At 64.1% G+C, this 19,323-nt stretch carries 22 protein-coding genes; 8 read left to right on the forward strand and 14 right to left on the reverse strand.

All coding sequences use genetic code 11. The annotated features are described in order from the left end of the window. Positions 1 to 116: 116 nt before the first annotated feature. Complete coding sequence (locus ACFPFW_RS13170) at positions 117 to 512, forward strand: transposase (RefSeq protein ID WP_114956812.1); 396 nt, start codon at positions 117 to 119, stop codon at positions 510 to 512. On the opposite strand, the gene ACFPFW_RS13175 is transcribed toward ACFPFW_RS13170, so the two are convergent. Together ACFPFW_RS13175 and ACFPFW_RS13180 are read right to left on the reverse strand one after the other, a co-directional pair. Beyond that, entirely contained in the window at positions 509 to 1,399 is an 891-nt protein-coding gene (locus ACFPFW_RS13175) for an HpcH/HpaI aldolase/citrate lyase family protein (RefSeq protein WP_114956811.1), read from the reverse strand. The two genes, ACFPFW_RS13170 and ACFPFW_RS13175, sit on opposite strands and share 4 nt — an antisense overlap. Beyond that, the gene (locus ACFPFW_RS13180) at positions 1,396 to 2,091 is read right to left on the reverse strand and encodes a FadR/GntR family transcriptional regulator (protein WP_379771050.1); all 696 of its coding nucleotides are present in this window, start codon (positions 2,089 to 2,091) and stop codon (positions 1,396 to 1,398) included. The genes ACFPFW_RS13175 and ACFPFW_RS13180 overlap by 4 nt, the downstream gene beginning before the upstream one ends. 146 nt (positions 2,092 to 2,237) lie before the next feature. Here ACFPFW_RS13180 and ACFPFW_RS13185 point away from each other — a divergent pair, with 146 nt between their 5' ends. The 5 genes from ACFPFW_RS13185 to ACFPFW_RS13205 all read left to right on the forward strand — a co-directional run bounded on the left by ACFPFW_RS13185 (position 2,238) and on the right by ACFPFW_RS13205 (position 7,990). Next, complete coding sequence (locus ACFPFW_RS13185) at positions 2,238 to 3,098, forward strand: fumarylacetoacetate hydrolase family protein (RefSeq protein ID WP_114956810.1); 861 nt, start codon at positions 2,238 to 2,240, stop codon at positions 3,096 to 3,098. 62 nt (positions 3,099 to 3,160) lie between these two features. Further along, on the forward strand, positions 3,161 to 4,897 hold the full coding sequence (locus tag ACFPFW_RS13190; RefSeq protein WP_114956809.1) for an ABC transporter permease: 1,737 nt from the start codon (positions 3,161 to 3,163) through the stop codon (positions 4,895 to 4,897). Next, on the forward strand, positions 4,897 to 5,994 hold the full coding sequence (locus tag ACFPFW_RS13195; protein WP_114956808.1) for an ABC transporter ATP-binding protein: 1,098 nt from the start codon (positions 4,897 to 4,899) through the stop codon (positions 5,992 to 5,994). The genes ACFPFW_RS13190 and ACFPFW_RS13195 overlap by 1 nt, the downstream gene beginning before the upstream one ends. Before the next feature lie 11 nt (positions 5,995 to 6,005). Next, positions 6,006 to 6,932 (forward strand): alpha/beta hydrolase, encoded by a 927-nt coding sequence (locus ACFPFW_RS13200; protein WP_379771054.1) that lies wholly within the window; start codon positions 6,006 to 6,008, stop codon positions 6,930 to 6,932. A 35-nt stretch (positions 6,933 to 6,967) separates the two neighbouring features. Next, the gene (locus ACFPFW_RS13205; protein ID WP_114956807.1) at positions 6,968 to 7,990 is read left to right on the forward strand and encodes an extracellular solute-binding protein; all 1,023 of its coding nucleotides are present in this window, start codon (positions 6,968 to 6,970) and stop codon (positions 7,988 to 7,990) included. Between the two features lie 64 nt (positions 7,991 to 8,054). Here ACFPFW_RS13205 and minE read toward each other — a convergent pair whose 3' ends face one another. From minE to minC, 3 genes are read right to left on the reverse strand one after another with little or no spacing between them, the layout of a single operon-like run. Next, positions 8,055 to 8,330: a cell division topological specificity factor MinE gene (gene minE, locus ACFPFW_RS13210; RefSeq protein ID WP_114956806.1), complete on the reverse strand. Its 276-nt coding sequence runs from the start codon at positions 8,328 to 8,330 to the stop codon at positions 8,055 to 8,057. After that, a complete protein-coding gene (minD, locus tag ACFPFW_RS13215; RefSeq protein WP_114956805.1) occupies positions 8,327 to 9,145 on the reverse strand; it encodes a septum site-determining protein MinD in 819 nt (272 codons plus the stop codon). The genes minE and minD overlap by 4 nt, the downstream gene beginning before the upstream one ends. A 17-nt stretch (positions 9,146 to 9,162) precedes the next feature. Next, positions 9,163 to 9,861, reverse strand: coding sequence for a septum site-determining protein MinC (minC, locus tag ACFPFW_RS13220; RefSeq protein ID WP_114956804.1), 699 nt, complete (start codon positions 9,859 to 9,861; stop codon positions 9,163 to 9,165). Positions 9,862 to 10,052: 191 nt separating this feature from the next. On the opposite strand from minC, the gene ACFPFW_RS13225 reads away from it, so the two are divergent. Further along, positions 10,053 to 10,223, forward strand: coding sequence for a hypothetical protein (locus tag ACFPFW_RS13225; protein WP_162799651.1), 171 nt, complete (start codon positions 10,053 to 10,055; stop codon positions 10,221 to 10,223). Between the two features lie 106 nt (positions 10,224 to 10,329). Here ACFPFW_RS13225 and ACFPFW_RS13230 read toward each other — a convergent pair whose 3' ends face one another. The 6 genes from ACFPFW_RS13230 to ACFPFW_RS13255 form a co-directional block, all read right to left on the reverse strand. After that, the gene (locus ACFPFW_RS13230) at positions 10,330 to 11,181 is read right to left on the reverse strand and encodes a phytoene/squalene synthase family protein (protein ID WP_379771059.1); all 852 of its coding nucleotides are present in this window, start codon (positions 11,179 to 11,181) and stop codon (positions 10,330 to 10,332) included. Next, on the reverse strand, positions 11,178 to 11,570 hold the full coding sequence (locus ACFPFW_RS13235; protein WP_379771062.1) for an Mth938-like domain-containing protein: 393 nt from the start codon (positions 11,568 to 11,570) through the stop codon (positions 11,178 to 11,180). The genes ACFPFW_RS13230 and ACFPFW_RS13235 overlap by 4 nt, the downstream gene beginning before the upstream one ends. A gap of 3 nt (positions 11,571 to 11,573) precedes the next feature. Continuing rightward, a complete protein-coding gene (gene secF, locus ACFPFW_RS13240; RefSeq protein ID WP_114956803.1) occupies positions 11,574 to 12,515 on the reverse strand; it encodes a protein translocase subunit SecF in 942 nt (313 codons plus the stop codon). Positions 12,516 to 12,526: 11 nt separating this feature from the next. Next, on the reverse strand, positions 12,527 to 14,131 hold the full coding sequence (secD, locus tag ACFPFW_RS13245; protein ID WP_114956802.1) for a protein translocase subunit SecD: 1,605 nt from the start codon (positions 14,129 to 14,131) through the stop codon (positions 12,527 to 12,529). A gap of 16 nt (positions 14,132 to 14,147) precedes the next feature. Next, on the reverse strand, positions 14,148 to 14,483 hold the full coding sequence (gene yajC / locus ACFPFW_RS13250) for a preprotein translocase subunit YajC (protein ID WP_114956903.1): 336 nt from the start codon (positions 14,481 to 14,483) through the stop codon (positions 14,148 to 14,150). Between the two features lie 109 nt (positions 14,484 to 14,592). Next, on the reverse strand, positions 14,593 to 15,213 hold the full coding sequence (locus ACFPFW_RS13255; protein ID WP_114956801.1) for a glutathione S-transferase family protein: 621 nt from the start codon (positions 15,211 to 15,213) through the stop codon (positions 14,593 to 14,595). 66 nt (positions 15,214 to 15,279) lie between these two features. Between ACFPFW_RS13255 and ACFPFW_RS13260 the strand changes: the two genes are divergently transcribed. After that, on the forward strand, positions 15,280 to 16,143 hold the full coding sequence (locus ACFPFW_RS13260; RefSeq protein WP_114956800.1) for an ATP-binding protein: 864 nt from the start codon (positions 15,280 to 15,282) through the stop codon (positions 16,141 to 16,143). A gap of 147 nt (positions 16,144 to 16,290) precedes the next feature. On the opposite strand, the gene ACFPFW_RS13265 is transcribed toward ACFPFW_RS13260, so the two are convergent. From ACFPFW_RS13265 to ACFPFW_RS13275, 3 genes are all read right to left on the reverse strand, one after another. Next, the gene (locus tag ACFPFW_RS13265; RefSeq protein WP_114956799.1) at positions 16,291 to 17,538 is read right to left on the reverse strand and encodes a peptidoglycan DD-metalloendopeptidase family protein; all 1,248 of its coding nucleotides are present in this window, start codon (positions 17,536 to 17,538) and stop codon (positions 16,291 to 16,293) included. Positions 17,539 to 17,662: 124 nt separating this feature from the next. Further along, a complete protein-coding gene (locus tag ACFPFW_RS13270; protein ID WP_114956902.1) occupies positions 17,663 to 18,040 on the reverse strand; it encodes an SUF system Fe-S cluster assembly protein in 378 nt (125 codons plus the stop codon). Between the two features lie 9 nt (positions 18,041 to 18,049). Next, positions 18,050 to 19,297, reverse strand: coding sequence for an aminotransferase class V-fold PLP-dependent enzyme (locus tag ACFPFW_RS13275; RefSeq protein ID WP_114956798.1), 1,248 nt, complete (start codon positions 19,295 to 19,297; stop codon positions 18,050 to 18,052). Between the last annotated feature and the right edge of the window lie 26 nt (positions 19,298 to 19,323).

Here is a 19,323-nt window from a genome sequence, read left to right on the forward strand (position 1 = left end):
TTTGACACCGAAATGGCGCGACGATCCGTCGAATTCGCGCCCACTCGTCAAGCCGGTCACTTGGGACTATCGTACCTTTACCAATCGGGCAATCGCCTGATGGCTGGTGCGAGGCAATGAGACGCTCAGGTCACACCGACGACGAGATCACATTCCTTCTGGCTGAGGCGGACGCCGGCATTCCGATCGACGACATCTGCCGCGCAGCCCATGTTTCGCTGCGTACCTTCTACCGCTGGCGAAAGCGCTTCGGCGGCCTCGACCGGCCCGCCGTCGAACGGCTGACATCCCTTGAAGACGAAAACCGCCGCCTTCGGCGTCAGCTCGATTACCTGATGCGGCTGCGTGAGCATGGCTCGCATCATCCATCCCGCGACGGCGCTGCCCACTGCCGGATGGAAGTCGGCGTCGGCTGGTCAAAGGACCATGCGCTCGCCAACGGCGCTCCGCCGCCGGCTTTGAAGGAAGGCGTGGCGCTCGGGCGGTTCTCGACCCTGCGGACGGGCCGCTAGACCGACTGCGCCTGGATCGCCTCTGCTAGGGCCAAAGTCTGCCTTGCCACGTCGGCGTGCAGGATTTCCACCATCCGGCCCTCGAAGCGGATCGCACCCTTGCCCTTGTTCTCCGGCAGATCGAACTCCGCGATGATGCGGCGCGCCTCATCGACCTCTTCCTCGCTTGGCGAGAAGACCTTGTTCGCAAGCTCGACCTGACTCGGATGAATCAGCGTCTTGCCGTCGAAGCCGAGGTCACGGCCCTGCACGCATTCGGCCTCGTAGCCGGCCATGTCCGAGAAATCGTTAAACACGCCGTCCAGCACGAAGATGCCGGCCGCACGAGCCGCGTTGATCGTCTGGACGAGCGACGGCACCAGCGCGGCACGACCGTTCACCGCCCTCGCCTTCGTCGCCTTGGCGATGTCGTTGGTGCCGATCACGAGGCCGGCAAGTCCGGCCGCGTTGTCGCCGAGTGCGAGATCGGCGATCGCGCTGGCGTTGATCACACCGCGCGGCGTCTCGATCATAGCCCACAGGGCAACCGGCTTCTCCAATCCCAGCCTGGCCAAAGTGAGGGCCGCGTCGACGATGATCTCGGGCGTCTCGGTCTTGGTGACCAGCACCGCGTCCGGCCCGGCGAGCCCCGCCGCCTCCAGATCCTCAGCAAACCATTCGCTGCCCGGCTGGTTGACGCGGATGACGACCTCGCGCGGGCCGAAGCCCCCTGCGCGGACAGTTTCAGCCGTCAGCTTGCGCGCATCGACCTTGGCGTCCGGCGCAACTGAATCCTCAAGGTCGATCACCACGCAATCGGCGGCAACGCCGCGCGCCTTTTCATGCATGCGGGGATTGCCGCCGGGTACGTAGAGTACGCTGCGGCGCGGCCTGATCTCTGAACTCAAAGTGCGGCTCCCGGCTGATAGCCAAGCAGGTTGTCGCGCACCCGGTGCAGGTGCGCGGTGAGTGCTTCCTCCGCCATCTTCGCATCCCGCGCGCGCAATGCGGAAACGATCTCGCGGTGCTCGCGGCGATAGATGTCGCGCCGCTCAGCGGTGATGCTGCGGCGCTTGAGATGGCCCCATTCCGCCTGGTCACGGGCGCTGGTGATCGTGGCGTAGAGGCGGATGATCAGCCGGTTATGGGTGGCGTCGGCGATGGCCTGATGCAGCGCCGCGTCCCAGCGCTCGAACTCCTCGAAATCGTCGGCCGCCTCCGCCTTGCGATTGCACTCTTCCATGCGCTCGAAATCGGCCGCGGTCGCGTTCATGACCACAAGCATGGCCAGACGCGGCTCGAAGATAAGACGTGCGGCCATGATCTCGACCGGGCTCGCATCGCCGCTCACCGGGGGATCGACCGACGCGTCCTCGGCGACATAGGTACCGCTGCCGATGATACGCACGACTTTTCGCTGCGCCTCGAAAACCGACAGCGCATCCCGCACCGCCGCGCGCGGCACACCGAGCTGTTCGGACAGAGCGCGCTCGGTCGGCAGTTTCGAACCCGGACGATAGCTGCCGGAGGCGAAGGCTTCCGCCAGATAGCTCTGAACCATTGCGGCGGGCTTGGTTCCCGCCACGCGTTCCATCGACATTTTCAGCCCATATTGGTCAACCAATAGACCAATGTATTATCCCCGATATCAGAGGGAGTAAAGCTTTTACGGGAGATGTAGTGTTGACAATTATGGGATTGGTCAAACTATAATTCGGAAATTGGTATACCAATCAGGGCGGAAACATGAAGTTCGCGACGTTCGACAATAATGGGCGGGAAGCCGTCGGGATCGTCGAGGAGGAGGCCAACCGGATCCATCCGATCGATGTGCCGGATATGATCTCGCTGATCGCGAACTACGAGGCGCTGAAGCCGAAGCTGAAGATGAACGGCTCGGGAGTGGCGCTGGACAGCGTGACGCTCCTCGCCCCGATTCCCCGGCCGGCCCACAACGTCATCTGCGTCGGCAAGAACTACCATGCCCACGCGAAGGAATTCGCCCAGAGCGGATACGAGGCCGGCGCCGTAAAAGGCGCAGAGATCGACGAATATCCGGCGGTCTTCACCAAGCCGCCGCACTGTGTCGTCGGCCCGGAAGCGACAGTCAGCGTCCATGCCGGCGTGACGAGCGAGGTCGACTACGAAGTCGAGCTGACGATCGTCGTCGGCAAGGGCGGTCGCAACATCAAGCGCGCGGACGCCTGGAAGCACATCTTCGGCTACACGATCATCAACGACGTGACCGCCCGCGACCGACAGAAGAACCACAAGCAATGGTATCTCGGAAAATCGCTCGACACGTTCTGCCCGATGGGTCCCTGGATCACGACGGCCGACGAGGTCGACGCCGAGAACCTGCAGGTGAAGACCTGGGTCAATGGCGAGCTTCGCCAGGACGCCAACACCAACGACTTGATCTTCGACATTCCCGGCCTGATCGAGACGATCTCGGCCGGCACCACGCTTGAACCCGGCGACCTGATCGCGACCGGCACCCCGCAGGGCGTTGGCATCGGCTTCAAGCCGCCAAAGTTTCTCAAGGCCGGCGACCGCGTGACGATGACGATCACGGGGCTCGGCACATTGAGCAATCCGTTCGGCTGATTTCGGCCTGACGGACGTTTGCGGCTGAAGCGCGGAAACACGCGCCGCCGCGGGGAGGAAAGATGAGTGTAACCGCCGTCGCGGCAGAGCCGCGCGTGCAAGGTCGGCCGTCATGGTTCCGGCTTGACACTTTCGTGCTCGGCGCCGCGATTGTCGCGCTGATCGTTCTCGTCGTGCTGCCGGTCGCCTCGCTTCTGGTCGGCGCGGTCAGGTCCGAGGACGGACTGACGTTCGAATATTTCGAGCGGGCACTGACCGGCCGCTCCTATCTGCGGGCGCTCGGCAATTCGCTGGTGCTGGGCGCCTGGACCGGCCTTCTCAGCATCGCCATCGGCGTGCCGCTGGCCTGGGCGGTGAGCCGGACGAACGTCCCCGGTAAGGGACTGATCCAGGCGACGGCCACCCTCTCCTATCTGTCGCCGCCGTTTCTGACCGCGATCGCCTTCGTCAACCTGTTCAGCCCGAACGCCGGTATCGTCAACGTCTTCCTCCGCGACGTCGTCGGCATCAATTTCGGCTTCAACATCTTCACGATGAGCGGCCTCGTCTTCGTCACGGTGCTGCACACATTTCCGTTCGTCTACCTGCTGGCATCAAGCGCGCTGCAATCGGTCGACGCGTCCTATGAAGAGGCGGCGCAGATCCTCGGCGCCAGCAAGATCAGGACGGCGCTGACAATCACCGCGCCGCTGGTCGCCCCGGCGATCCTGTCCGGCACCCTGCTCGCTTTCGTCAACGCGATCGCGCTGTTCGGATCGCAGGCCATCATCGGCCTGCCGGGCGGCATCGTGACCCTGCCGACGCGCATCTACTCGCTGTTCGATTACCCGCCGCAATACGGACTGGCCTCGGCGTTGTCGCTGCTGTTCATCGCGATCACGGTGATCGCGCTCTACCTGCAGCGCGCCTTCCTCTCCCGCCGCTCCTACGTGACGCTCGCCGGCAAGGGCGCGCGTCCGCAGCTGATGGACCTCGGCGCCGGGCGCTGGGTGCTGTTCGGCGCGTGCGTTCTGACCTTCATCGTCGCCATCGCCCTGCCCTATGGCACGCTGGCCGCGGTGTCGTTCAGCAAGTCCTGGGGTCTCGACTTCTGGCAGAACCTGACCTTCGACAACTACCGCTTCATCCTGTTCGACTACGACGTCACCAAGCGCGCGATCGCCAACAGCCTCCTGCTCGCGATCATCGCCTCGACGATCTGCGTGCTGCTCGGCACGCTGCTCAGCTGGATCGACATCCGGACGAAGTGGCCAGGCCGCAAGATCCTCGACTATGCGGCGCTGATCCCGCTCGGTCTGCCCGGCATCGTGATGGCGGTCGCGATCCTGCAGTTCTGGCTGTCGATGCCCGTCGCGCTCTACGGCACGCTCGGCATCCTCCTGCTCGCCTATGTCGGACGTTATGTGCCGCTCGGCGTGCGCGCGGCGAACTCCTCGCTCCGGCAGATAGATCCTTCACTCGAAGAGAGTGCCCGCATCCTCGGCGCGAGCTGGGGCAAGACGCTCTGGGAGATCACCCTGCCGCTGATCCGGCCCGGCCTGTTCGCGGGCTGGCTCCTCGTCTTCGTGCCGGTGATCCAGGAATTGTCGGCCTCGATCCTCTTGTTCAGCTCGAGTTCGATCACGCTCGCGGTCGCGATCTACAATCTTTACGAGACCGGTTCGACCGAGCCGGTCGCAGCCCTCGCCCTCGTCAACATGGTCATCGTCGCCGGCGCGATCTTCTTCGCGCAGAAATTCGGCGGCAGCAAACTCGGCCTGAAGACCGGCGAAACCTCACGTTCGGGAGCGGCAAGCTGATGGCCGGAATTCGTATCAAGGGTCTGTCGAAATCCTATGCCGCGAATGCGGAGATGGCCGCGGTCAGCGGTCTCGACCTCGACATCAAGGACAACCAGTTCGTCACCCTGCTCGGCCCGTCCGGCTGCGGCAAGACGACGACGCTTCGCCTGATCGCGGGCTACCTGACGCCCGACAAGGGCACGATCGAGGTAGGCTCCCGCGTCATCTCCTCCGCCGAAGGAGTGGCCCCGCCCGACAAGCGGGGCATGGGCATGGTGTTCCAGAACTACGCGGTCTGGCCGCACAAGACGGTCTACGAGAACGTCGTGTTCGGCCTGAAGCTCAGGAAGATCGAGAAGGCGGAATGCCGGCGGCGCGTCGAGGCGACGCTCGATCTCGTCAATCTCAACGGCCTCGAAAGCCGGTTTCCGGGCGAGCTCTCCGGCGGCCAGCAGCAGCGCGTGGCGCTGGCCCGTAGTCTCGTCGTGGAGCCGGAGATCCTCCTCCTCGACGAGCCGCTGTCGAACCTCGACGCCAAGCTCCGCGAGCGGATGAGGGTCGAGCTGAAGCAGCTTCAGCGGAGGACGGGCATCACTTTCGTCTACGTGACGCATGATCAGGCCGAGGCGCTGGCGCTGTCTGACCAGATCGCGGTCATGCACGGCGGCAGGCTGCAGCAATACGGCACGCCGGACGAGGTCTACCGCAGGCCGACCAACAAGACCGTCGCCGACTTCATGGGTATCGTGAACTTCGTTCCGGCGGCGGCGAAGCGGCTGGCGTCCGGAGCGCTGATCGCGAACGTGGCCGGCGTCGATATCGATGTCAGCGTCCCAGCGGGCGTTGCGGACGGCGATCCGCTCGACGTCGCGGTACGGCCGGAGAATGTCGATCTGGCACGCTCCAGCGACGGCAGACCGGGTCTGACCGGTACAGTCACCGAGGAAACATTCCTCGGCAACATCGTCGAATACTGGGTCGAACTCGCATCGGGCCCGGCGATCCGCGTCCAGGCTCATCCGACCGAGCGCTTCAACGTCGGCGAAACCGTCCACGCTCAGATCCGCGCCGGCGAATGCAGCGCGTTTCCGCGCACCGAACCCACGAAACAATGAGGACCTCAGACATGTCGATGGCAGCCGAAAAGCTGAGCGAAGGCCAGGAACACTGGACGAAGATCGGCGATTCCGACCTCTTCCTGTTCGAGAAGCAGGCGACGACGGACAAGAAGCGCGGAACCGTTCTGTTCGTCCACGGATCGTCCATGGCCTCGCAGCCGACCTTCGACCTCCAGGTGCCGGGCCGTCCCTATTCCTCGGCGATGGATCGCTTCGCAGACTGGGGCTTCGACACCTGGTGCTTCGACTGTCGGGGCTATGGCCGCTCCGACAAGCGTCCCGGCACCAAGGCGACAATCGCCGAAGGTGCGGCCGATGCCGGGGCAGCGGCGCAATACATTCAGAAGCTTCGCGGCACGAAGTCGTTCTACGTCTATGGCATTTCGTCGGGCGCCCTGCGCGCGGCCGGCCTTGCCGAAAACCATCCGGACATGGTCGCGCGGCTCGCGCTCGACGCTTTCGTCTGGACCGGTGAAGGTAGCCACACGCTCGCCGAGCGCCGCACCCGGCTGCCGAATTTCCGCGAGGGCGAGCGCCGGCCGATTGACCGGGCTTTCGTCCATTCGGTGTTCAACCGCGACCATCCCGGTACCGCCGAGGATCGCGTGGTCGAGGCCTTCGCGGACGCCATCCTGTCGCTCGATGATTCGATGCCGAACGGCACCTATCGCGACATGTGCTCGAACCTGCCGATCACCGACCCGGCCAGGCTCACCATGCCGACGATCGTCATGCGCGGCGAGTACGACGGCATTGCGAGCTTCGAGGACCTGATCGCGTTCTACGCAAGATTGCCTAATCCGGACAAGCAGTTCGCGGTGATGCCGGGCATCTCGCATGCCTCGTTCCAGCAGAAGAACTACGAGCTCGTCTACCACATCCTGCACAGCTTCTTCACTCAGCCCGATCCCGTCTATCGAGGCGAGCAACACTAAAGACCAGACGGCACATAAGAACCGGGAGGAAACACATGGTCTCTGCAAAAATGACCGCGATAATCGCGGCTGCGGTGATGAGCACGGCGCTCGGCGCAGGCGGCGCGCTGGCCCAGGACGCCGCCGACATGGCGAAGGCGAAGAGCGAAGGAAAGGTCGTCTGGTACACCTCGACGCCGATCGAACAGGCCAACAAGATTGTCCAGTTGTTTCAGGACGAGACCGGCATCAAGGTCGAGCTGTTCCGCTCCGGCGGTTCGGCCATCCTGCGCCGCTTCCAGCAGGAGCAGTCGGCCGGCCGCACCGCCGCTGACGTTCTGACGACGTCCGATCCCGCGGCGATGAACGTGATGGCGGAGGCCGGCACGTTCGTGCCGTTCAAGCCGGCTGACTTCGACAAGATCCCGGCGGAGGCGAAGGCCGCCGACGGCTCGTGGATCGGCCAGCGCCTCAACCTGATTACGATCTATCTGCGCACGGACAAGGTGGCCGAGGCCGACCGTCCGCAGAAATGGACCGACCTCACCGACGCCAAATATTCCGGCAAGATGGTGATGACGGACCCGTCCTTCACCTCACTCCAGCTCTCGGTCGTCGGCACGCTCTCGACCAAGCTCGGCTGGGACTATTACGAGAAGCTCGCCAAGAACGACGTCATGGTCGTCCAGGGGAACCAGCAGGTCTCGGACAACATCAAGCGCGGCGAGCGCCTGATCGCCGTTGGAGCGCTTGATTCCTACGCCGCCGAGGACCGCCAGGGCGGCCATGAGATCACGACGATCTATCCGAAGGACGGCACGTTCGTGATCCCCTCTCCGACCGCCATCGTGAAGGGCGGCCCGAACCCTGAAGCGGCCAAGGTCTTTGCCGCGTTCATGATCGGCACCAAGGCGCAGACCGTGTTCCCGACCGATGGCGGCTATTCCGCTCGTTCCGACATCGACCCGCCGAAGGGCAGCCCGAAGCTGAACGAACTCACTGTCCTGCCGGTCGACTACGACGCGCTGGAGAAGCAGGCAGGCAAGATCAAGGAAGGCTTCAACGACATCTTCCGTTGATCCGGGATCAAAGAACAAAGGCCGGCACTGCGAGGCGCCGGCCTTTTTGTTTGGCTACCGGATCTTAGCTCGCCACGCGCAGCCGCGACACCGGCAGAGGCTCCGGAACCTCGAAATCAATCTCGACGATCGAATAGGTTTCCTCACGCTTCATGTTCACGTTGACCTTGGTCTGGTCGACGTCGACGTGCTTGGCGATTGCGGCGAGGATCTCCTCGCGGAGCGTGAACAGGAGTGCCGAGGCCGGGCCGCTGGTCTTCTCGTGGGCCAGCAGGATCTGCAGGCGGTCGCGTGCCGCAGAGGCCGAGTTGCGTTTCCTGAAGAGATTGAGAACGCTCATGCGGCGTTCCTTCCAAACAGCTTGCCGAACAGGCCGTTCTTGTGGACCGGCACGACGACCTCGCCGAGGTCCTCGCCGCGCAGGCGGCGGGCGGCTTCGGCGTAAGCGACTGCCGGCCTGCTGGCGGGATTGCTGAGCGTGACCGGCGAACCGACGTTCGAGGCCTTCAACACTTCCTCGCTCTCGGGGATGATGCCAAGCAGCGGGATCGACAGGATTTCCAGCACGTCCTCGACGGCCATCATGTCGCCGCGGCTGGCGCGTGCCGCGTTGTAGCGGGTGAGCAGCAGATATTTCGGAATGCCCTCGCCGCGCTCGGCACGCTCGGTCTTGGCGTCCAGCAGGCCGATGATGCGATCGGAGTCGCGCACCGACGAGACTTCGGGGTTGCTGACGACGACAGCGAGATCGGCGTGGCGCATCGCCAGTGCCGCGCCGCGCTCGATGCCGGCCGGGCTGTCGCAGATCACCCAGTCGAACCGCGAGCGCAGGTCGTTGATGACGTACTCGACGCCCTCTTCCGTCAGCGCATCCTTGTCCCGCGTCTGCGAGGCCGGGAGCAGCCACAGGTTTTCGAGGCGCTTGTCGCGGATCAGCGCCTGCGTGAGCTTGGCATGGCCCTGGATGACATTGATGAAGTCGAACACCACCCGGCGCTCGGCGCCGAGGACGAGATCGAGGTTGCGCAGGCCGACGTCAAAATCGATGACGCAGACCGTATCGCCGGCCGCGGCTAACGCCGCGCCTAGTGCGGCAGTGGTGGTCGTCTTGCCGACGCCGCCCTTGCCCGAGGTAACGACAACTACTTCTCCCATGACGTTAGTCTCCCCGATCAGCGCAGGACGTTGAGTTTGATGGATGCGTTCTCGGACCAGATCTGAACTGGCTGTCCGAGAATGGATTGGTCGATGCCTTCGGCCGTCAGATATTCGGCGTCGATGGCCAGGAATTCCGCTTCGAGCTTGCGGCAGAAGATGCGGGCGTGCGGATTGCCGTAGGCACCGGCGACCGCCCTGCCCCTCAGCGTTCCGTAGATGTGGATCGAGCCGGCGGCGAGTACTTCGGCGCCCGACGCAACCGAACCGATGACGGTGACGTCGCCGTCCGGGAAGACCACGCTCTGCCCGGAGCGCACGTTCTCGACGACCAGCGAACCGGTCGGAGCGGCAGCCTTCGGCTGTGAGTCCTCGCCCTCTTCGTGCACCTCGATGCCGCTCGCCTGGCGTCCGCCGTTCAACAGCGGCGGCATGCCCGGCGGCAGCTTGAGATGGCGCGGCCCTTCGAGCCCCATCACCCGCACGCCGATTCGATCGAGCGCGACGACCAGCGCTTTTACATCGCGCGGCGGCAGACCCGTAGCCGCCACGTCGAGGACGACCGGACGGGTCGCGAAGAAGCCGGGAGAGCGCGCGCTGAGGTCGGCAAGTTCCTCGATCCAGGCTTCGTAGGGCTCTTCCGGTGTCAGGACGAGGGCGAGATAGGACTTGCCCTTGAAGCGCAAATTCTGGCGAACGGCAGTGGAAGCGCTCACGACGAAACCCTTAACGACACGTTACGAGTTAGCCGCCCCCATGCTTAACGACTGGTTAACGTCGCCCGAAATCCGCAAGGCAATCTTGATGTTTCGTCGACCAAAAGACGGGCACGATGCCGCCGGTTTCGGGCTGCCATTCCCCGCGATCCTTTGATAGATTGCGGCCCGTCTCGCTGGGGGCCACTCGAATGACTGACAACAGCCAGTACAAACGCGCGAAAGATCCGCGCAAAAAGCAGCCCGTGAAACGCGTTGCTCTCTCCGACGAAGCCAAGCGGGCTTACGAGGAATTGATCCAGAAGCGCGACGAGCGCGACAAAAACTACGGCGTCCATCTCGGGACTTCCGAGCGCCGGTGATGACGTGTTCCGGGGCGCGAAGCGAGCCCGGACCCAACTCCGTGGCTTCTCGCAGCCAGCACAGGGCTTATGGATTCCGGGCTCGGCTTCACCGCCCCGGAAAACATTACCCCAGCGGCCGGCTCCTGCTTGCCGCGCGCCACAGCGTCCATTGACGCCGCCATTGCGGCACCTCGACCGGTGTGCGGAACGGGTCGTAGTCGCGTCGTTCCATTCGCTTGAGATAACCCGCCACCAGAGCGCCCGGCAGGAACGCTGCCAGTGCCTGGCCGTCGACGCCCGTCATCGCGGCGCGCGCGGCATCGAGGTGACGCCAGGCGAGCTCGCGCATCTCCTTCAGCGCCGCGAGAATCTCGGGCGTGGTCCTGCCAGACAGCACGTCCTCGCGGCCGACGCCGTTACGCGCCAGCACCTCGGCCGGGACGAATATCTGGCCACGCTGCGCATGGAATGGAAAGGCGCGCAGCAGGCCGGTGATCGCATAAGCGACGCCGGCATGCCCCGCAGCGGCTGCGCCCCCCGGCTCCTCCCCTCCCGTAAGGACGATCGAGGCGAGCCGGATCAGCGCCGAGGATGTGTCGCCGGCATAGCCTTCGAGATCGCCCACGGTCGGCACGGGGTCGTCGTAGAGATCGAACACCCGCGCCTCCGTCATTCGGATGAACGGCTCGAACGGCAGGCGGTTGTCATGGATCGCGGAAAGCAGCGCCCGAGCGACCGGATGAGCCTCTGCCTCGCCCTTGCGTGACCCCTCGAAAACCTCCCGCCACCAGGTCAGCCGGATTTCGCCGGGAATGGGATCGCTGACGCTTTCGCGGACACGCGCCAGTTCGGTGTTGAAGGCATAGAGCGCATAGAGTGCCTGCCGTCGCTCGTCGGGCGCGAACAGGGTCGTCAGGAAACGGTCCCGGTCCTCGTCGCGGACCAGTTCCTGGCAATAAGCGGCGGTGTCCATCATCGCGCGTTTTCGACCGCGATCAGCGCCGCCGCAACCTTTCTCTGATCGGAAAGAAGAACGTTGTAGGTCCGCGCCGCCGCTCCCGTGGCCATAATATCGACCCGAAGCCCGGACGCCTTCAGCGTTTCCCGGAGAGGCATCGGCAACGGCACATGCACGTCACCGGTGCCGATCAGCAGCATCTCGATCTCCGGGGCCTCATCCATCGCCCGCCGCAGCGATTTGGCGTCGATGTCGGCGGCGGTGACCGGAGGCCAAGCCCAGATGCCGCTCGGCAGACAGATGATCGAGCCGCGATGCGACATCTCCGCGAAGCGGAAGCCGCCATTGCCATAGGCATCGAGCAAAGCGCGGCCGGGAAAGAACCCTTCGTAGCGAGCGCCCGCCACAGGTCAGGGCTTGGCTGCAACGGTCTTCGCGGCAGCGGCGCGCTGGGTCTCGCTCTGGCGCAGGCCGAGATAGATCAGCGACGGCGAGGAGACGAAGATCGCCGAATAGGTGCAGATCACGATGCCCACGAGCATGACGATCGCGAAGCCCTCGATCGCCTCGCCGCCGAACAGGACGAGTGCCAGCAGCGCCAGGAAGGTCGTCATCGCGGTGATCGCGGTGCGCGACATGGTCGTGTTGATCGACAGGTCCAGCAGCTCCTCGTCCGGCATGTTCTTGTAGCGGCGAAGCAGTTCACGCGTACGGTCGAACACGACGACGGTCTCGTTCAGCGAATAGCCGACGATCGTCAGGATCGCCGCGATCGAGGTCATGTTGAACTCGAGCTGGGTGACGACGAAGAAGCCGACGGTCAAAAGCACGTCGTGAAGCGTGCCGATCAGCGCGCCGGTCGCCAGATTGCGCTCGAAGCGGAACCAGAGGTAGCAGAGCACGGCGACGAGCGAGAGCACGACGCCGAGCGTGCCGGCCTGGACGAGCTCGCCCGACACACGCGGGCCGACCGTCTCGACCCGGCGGAAATCATAGGCCTGGCCGAACGTGTCGCGCGCCTTCTGCACGACCGCGCTCTGAGCCGCCTCGCCCCCTTCCTGAATCGGGAAGCGGAGCGACAGGCTGCCCTGCCCGCCGAATTCCTGCACCTCGACCTCGCCGAAGCCGAGCGCGTTGGACTGCTCGCGCACCTGCGCGGCGTCGGCCGTGCCGGATTTCGCCTGCAGTTCCAGCAGCGTGCCGCCGCGGAAGTCGATGCCGAAATTCAGCCCATGCAGGAAGAACAGGCCGAGGATGACGAGCGACATGATCGCGGACAGCGGGAACGTCACCCGCCGCCACTTCATGAACGGGAAATGGCTGTTCTCAGGCCAAAGGCGCAGAAGACGCACGGTTCAACCTCTCAGAACGGCAGGGCCTTGGCCCGCGTCCAGCGGTACCAGAGCGCGATCATCATACGGGTCATCGTCACGGCCGTGATCACAGTCGTGAGAATGCCGAGGACGAAGACGACGGCGAAGCCCTTCACCGGGCCGGAACCCAGCAGGAACAGAATGACGGCGGCGATGGCCATGGTCGAGTTCGAGTCGACGATGGTGGCGAACGCGCGCTCGAAGCCGGCCTGGATCGCCGACACCATAGAGCGGCCGGAATGGAATTCCTCGCGGATGCGCTCGTAGATCAGCACGTTCGAGTCAACCGCCGTGCCGATGGTCAGGACGATGCCGGCGATGCCGGGCAACGTGAGCGTCGCGCCGATCAGCGACATCAAGCCGAAGATCAGGCCGACATGGATGATCAAAGCGATGTTTGCGATCAGGCCGAACGTACCGTAGGTCGCGAACATGAAGATCACGACGAAGATCGCGGCATAGATCGTTGCCTTGGTGCCAGCATCGATCGAGTCCTGGCCAAGGCCCGGACCGACCGTGCGCTCCTCGACGACGGTCAGTGGTGCGGGCAGCGCTCCAGCGCGGAGCAGGATCGCAAGATTGTTCGCACTCTCGACCGTGAAGCTGCCCGAGATCTGGCCCGAGCCGCCGGTGATCGGCTCGTTGATGCGCGGCGCCGAGATCACCTTGTTGTCGAGAACGATAGCGAACGGCTTGCCGACGTTCTGCTGCGTCGCGGTGGCGAAGCGGCGGGCGCCGTTCGAATTGAAGCGGAACGAGACGATCGGCTCGTTGGTCTGCTGGCTGAAGCCCGGCTGCGCGTCGACGAGGTCTTCGCCCGCGACCAGAATGCGCTTCTCGACGAGGTATTTCTCGTTGGGGTTTTCGGCACCGACCAGAATTTCGGATTCCGGCGGAGGACGCGTCGCCTCGGCCTGCTGCACCGGCATTGTGACGTCGACCATGCGGAAGGTCAGCTTGGCGGTGGTGCCGATGAGTTCTTTAAGACGCTGCGGGTCCTGCAGGCCTGGCACCTGGACGAGGATGCGGTCAGCACCCTGACGCTGGATGCTCGGTTCCGTCGTGCCGAGTTCGTCGACGCGGCGGCGGACAATCTCGATCGACTGGTCGACGGCGGAGCGGATGCGCGCGTCGACGCCGGCTTCGGTCGGCGTCAGCGTGACCAAGCCGTCCGGCGTGTTCGTCACGTCGAGATCGAACTGCCCGGTATTGCCGAGCAGTGACGACGAGATCGGATTGCGCAGTTCGCGAAGCTTCGTCGTCGCCGCCTGAAGATCGGCGACGTCGCGCAGGCGAACCTGCACCCCCTGCCCGGCATTGCCGAGACCGGTATAGCCGATGCGGGCATCGCGGAGAGCGGTGCGCACCTGATCGCGGAGCGCCTCGAGCTTCTCGTTCCGGAGCGCCTGGGCGTCGACTTCCAGCAGGATGTGCGAACCGCCCTGAAGGTCGAGGCCGAGCACGATCGTGTTCTGCAGGAAGCTCGGAAGCCTGGCGCGTGCCTGCGGCGACAGAAGATTCGGCACGACGAAAAGCAGTCCCAGTGCGACCACCAGGAGCGTCAGAATCGTCTTAGTCCGCGAATAGTGCAGCATGGAAAAGTGTTACGCCTCAGGCGTCGTTGGCGACGGGTTCGCCCTTGGCGCGGACTTCATTGATCATCGCGCGGGCGACGCGCACGCGGACATTATCGGCGATCTGCACTTCGACTTCGGTCTCGTCCACGACCTTCGTGATCTTTCCGATCAAGCCGCCCGAGGTGACGATCGTGTCGCCACGGCGGACACCGCCGACCATTTCGCGATGGGACTTCAGGCGCTTCTGCTGCGGACGGATCACGAGGAAATACATGATAACGAAAATCAGCAGGAACGGCATGATGTTCAGCAGGAAGTTGCCTTCCGCCCCGCCGATGGCGCCCTGGGCAAAAGCAGGCGAGATGAACATCGAAAACTCCATGAGATAGCGGGATCGCAGACGGCCGCCTGCGAAGCGGCCGGGACTATAGCGATAGACCCCCGGAAAGCAAACGAGACTTCCCGGGACGTACTGATACCTAGGAAAGCGGCGTCATCACGCCAGACTGGTAGGCGGGGCGCTCCTTCAGCTTTCCGTACCAGGCCTCGAGATGAGGCATGGACGGGCGCTCGATCGGCATCGAGAGCCAGAGATAGGCGAAGCAGCCGAGCGGGATGTCGCCCATTCCGAGAGCCTGACCAGATAGATAGGGCTGCGTCGACAGGGCACCATCAACCATGGCGAACAGCTTGCTGCAGGCGGCGATTCCTTCCGCTGCCTCGGCATGATCGCGCTCTGCCGGCGGACGGCGGACGATGTTGTGGAAGACCTTGCGGAATTCAGGCACGAGCGTCGAGGTCGGCCAGTCCATCCATTTGTCGCCCATGGCCCGGACCGCCGGATCGCTCGCCCAGAGCGAGCCGCTGCCGTACTTCGCCGAGAGATAGCGGACGATCGCATTCGATTCCCAGAGGATGAAGCCGTCGTCGTCGATGAGCGGCACGAGACCGTTCGGGTTCTTCGCCTTGAACTCCGGCGTGTTGTTGATGCCGAAGGCGAGGCCCGCATCGACGCGCTCGTGCGGAATGCCGAGTTCGCCGACGCACCACATGACCTTCTTGACGTTGACGGAGTTAGCACGTCCCCAGATCTTCAGCATTTCCCCTCCAGGCGGTCCACTTTTGGGTCATGGACTTCAGCTGCCTGTGGCTCTAATCCGATCCGCATGACTGAACAACCCGCCTTTCTGTCCAATGCGCTGAATCGCATTGCCGATGCTCTGGAGCGCATGTCGCCGCCGCCGGCCAAGCCGGCCGATCTTTCCGCCGCCGACGCGTTCGTCTGGCAGGCCGCCGGGCGCAACCTCATGCCGGTAGCCAAGGTCTCACGCGTCGATATCGGCATTCTCAAGGGCATAGACCGCAACCGCGACACGCTGCTCGCGAACACCGAGCGCTTCGCCAACGGCTTCCCGGCCAACAACGCCCTCCTCTGGGGTGCGCGCGGTATGGGCAAGAGCTCGCTCGTGAAGGCGATCCACGCGCATATCAACGCGAGTGCCGGGAAGCCGCTGAAACTGGTCGAAATCCATCGTGAGGATGTCGAGACGCTTCCAGAGCTGATGAACCTCCTTCGCAGCGCACCACATCGCATCGTGCTGTTCTGCGACGACCTCTCCTTCGACATCGGCGACAGCTCCTACAAGGCGCTGAAGGCCGTTCTGGAAGGCGGCATCGAGGGACGTCCGGATAACGTCATTCTCTATGCGACTTCGAACCGCCGGCACCTGATGCCGCGCGACATGATCGAGAACGAGCGTTCGACCGCGATCAATCCGGGCGAAGCAGTCGAGGAGAAGGTCTCGCTGTCGGATCGATTCGGCCTATGGCTGGGCTTCCACCCGTGCAGCCAGGACGATTATCTGGCGATGATCCGCGCCTATGCGATGGAATACGGGCTGGATTATTCGCCGAGCGATCTCCGTGCCGAGGCGCTGGAATGGTCGACGACACGCGGCTCACGTTCGGGCCGCACCGCCTGGCAGTTCATCCTCGATCTGGCCGGGCGACTGGGCAAGCAGGTGGGGTGATCTTCTCCCTCTCCTGCGAAGCAGGAGAGGGTCGAGTGCGTGTCAACGCACCGGGGTGAGGGCAAGCACGATGCTCGTTGCTGCAATCATGTTCCTCACCCGCTCGCTTCGCGAGTCGACCTCTCCCGTAAACGGGAGAGACAAACCTCAACCCTGCGGCAGGTGATCCATCGGATCGACCGGGGTCGCGCCGCGGCGGACCTCGAAGTGCAGTTGCGGAGCCGAGACATTGCCGGTCGCGCCGGACTTGGCGATCACCTGACCCCGACGGACGACGTCGCCACGCTTGACCATGATCTCGCTGGCGTGGGCGTAGGCCGTGACCCATTCCCCGGCATGGCGGATGAGGACCAGATTGCCAAAGCCCTTCAGCTCGTTACCGGCATAGGCAACCACGCCGCCCTCGGCTGCCTTGATCGGCGTGCCCTCCGGCACCGAGAAGTTGATGCCGTCATTGGTTGAGCCATTCGGCTTCGAACCGAAGCCGGAAATGATACGGCCGCGGACCGGATAGCGGAAGTCTGTGCCGCCGCTCGTCTGCGAACGCGGCTCGTCGTCATCCACGGCCACGACCGGCTTCGGCGTGGCAGTGGCGACAACCCTCTCCATCTTCGGCTGGTCGAGGGGAGCAGCCACCGGAGCGGGCTGCAGCATCTGCTTGGCAGGCGCGGCCATCATCGGCGCGGGAGCGGCTGCGAGCTTCATCGTGCTGCCCTGCGGCAACCTCAGCTTCTCGCCGATACGGACCCTGTGATCGAGACCGAAACCATTCGCCTCGGCGAGCTGACCGGCCGGAACGCCGCGCGTGCGAGCGACCGAGAACAGGGTTTCGCCCGGCTGAACCGTATGCACGCCATCTGTCGCGATCGGCGGCTTGGCGGCAACGACGGAACGCGGCGGAGCAACCGGCTTCTGCGCGGCGGCCTGCTGCTGGCCGTTCGGATACCAGGCCTGATTATTGTTGGAGTTCGCGCGAACCGGAGCGGCGGCCTGGCTATAGCTCGCCTGCTGATAGCCCGATTGCTGCGGCTGCGGCGATTGCTGCTGGTAGGACTGCTGCTGATAGTTCGGCTGCGGCGCCGGCGCGCGGTAAGGCGGATAGGCCTGCGCGGGAGCCGGAGCGTAGTTCGATTGATAGTTCGACGGCTGCTGATAGCCGTAGCTCGACGAAGGCTGGTATCCGCCACCAGAGGGCGGAGGCAGCGGCTGCGAGCTGACCGAGCCCGACGGCGCGCTGTTCACCGAGCCGGTATAGTTCGGCTCCTTGCTGAACGGATTGGAGAAGGGATCGTCGAAGCGGTCGGTCTGGCTGCAGGCCGAGGCGGCGAGAGCCACGAAACCAAGGACAGAGAACCGAATGCTGGGCCGTATACGGGCAGAAACCGCCTGACGCATCGCACCTACTCACACACAACAGGACACATATTCTGTGTAAGTAAGCCCGCTTTCGGTAAACAGAGGGTTGCCGGGTTGCAAAAAGTGCCGGGTTATTTTTGCCGGGGATTCACCACGCCGTGGATCACCACATATCGAGCGCGACGCGCGCCTCGTCCGACATGCGGCTCTGGTCCCATGGCGGCTCGAAAGTCATGCTGACTTTCACGCCGTTTATGCCGGGAACGGCGCCAACCGCGTTCTCGACCCAAGCCGGCATCTCGGCCGCGACCGGGCAAGCCGGAGCCGTGAGCGTCATGTCGATCGCGACATCGCGATCATCGCTGACGTCGATCTTGTAGACTAGGCCGAGCTCGTAGATGTCGACCGGGATTTCCGGATCGTAGACGGTCTTGAGCGCGCCGATGATGTCCTGCGCCAGCTGATCGAGTTCCTCGGGCGGCAGGGTCGACGGCCCGTTCAGCTCGGCAGCATTCGGGGTCGCGGAGGCGGTATCACTCATCATCGGGTCTCACGAGAACAGGCTGTGCGCCTTCTCAAGCGCTACAGCCAATGTATCTATCTCGGCCTCGGTATTGTAGAGGCCAAAGCTTGCACGGCAGGTCGAGGTCACGCCGAAACGCTGCAGAAGCGGCTGGGCGCAATGCGTCCCTGCCCTCACCGCGACGCCCTGGCGGTCCAGCACGGTTGCGACGTCATGGGCATGCGCGCCTTCGAGCTGGAAGGAGACGATCGCGCCCTTCTGCTCCGTCGTGCCGAAAATCCTGACCGAATTCATCGCGCCCAGCTTCTTGTGGGCGTAGTCGCGCAGGCGAAGCTCGTGGGCGTAGATGTTCTCACGGCCGAGCGCCTCGACATATTTGATCGCGGCGCCGAGACCGACCGCCTGGACGATCGGCGGCGTGCCGGCCTCGAAGCGGTTGGGCAGGCCGGCGTAAGTGACCGTGTCCGTGGTCACGTCGCGGATCATCTCGCCGCCACCTTCATAGGGCGGCATCTTTTCGAGCCATTCCCGCTTGCCGTAGAGCACGCCGATGCCGGTCGGGCCGTAAAGCTTGTGACCGGTGAAGACGTAGAAGTCTACATCGAGGTCGCGCACATCGACCGGCATGTGGACGATCGCCTGGCTGCCGTCGAGCAGGACGGGAATCCCGCGCGCATGGGCAAGCCGGATGATGTCCTTCACCGGCGTGATCGTACCCGTGACGTTCGACATATGGGTCAGTGCAACGATCTTCACCTTCGGCCCGAGCAGCGCTTCGAAGGCGTCGAGATCGAATGTGCCGTCGTCCTGGATCGGCGCCCATTTGAGGACCGCGCCGTTCCGTTCGCGGTGGTAGTGCCACGGCACGATGTTGGAGTGGTGCTCTAGGATCGAGACGACGACCTCGTCGCCGGGTCCGATGGCCATACGGCCGAAGCTTGACGCGACGGCATTGATCGCTCCCGTCGCGGAACGGGTGAAAATCACTTCGTCTGTCGAGGCGGCGTTGATGAAGCCGCGTACGGCCTCGCGCGCACCTTCGTAGGCCTCGGTCGCTGCGTTCGCGAGGTAATGAAGTCCGCGATGAACGTTCGCGTATTCCGCCTCGTAGGAATGGCGGATCGCGTCGAGCACCTGATTGGGTTTCTGAGCCGAGGCACCGTTGTCGAGATAGACGAGCGGCTTGCCGTGCACGTCGAGCGACAGCGCCGGGAAATCGCGGCGCACGGTTTCGACGTCATAGCCCATGGTCTTGGTCAGGACAGGTGCGTTCATAACTCGGCCTTTCCAACCCTCTCCCC

Origin of the sequence: Flaviflagellibacter deserti (genome assembly GCF_042652085.1) — a bacterium.
GTDB classification, from domain to species: Bacteria; Pseudomonadota; Alphaproteobacteria; order Rhizobiales; family Methylopilaceae; genus Flaviflagellibacter; species Flaviflagellibacter deserti.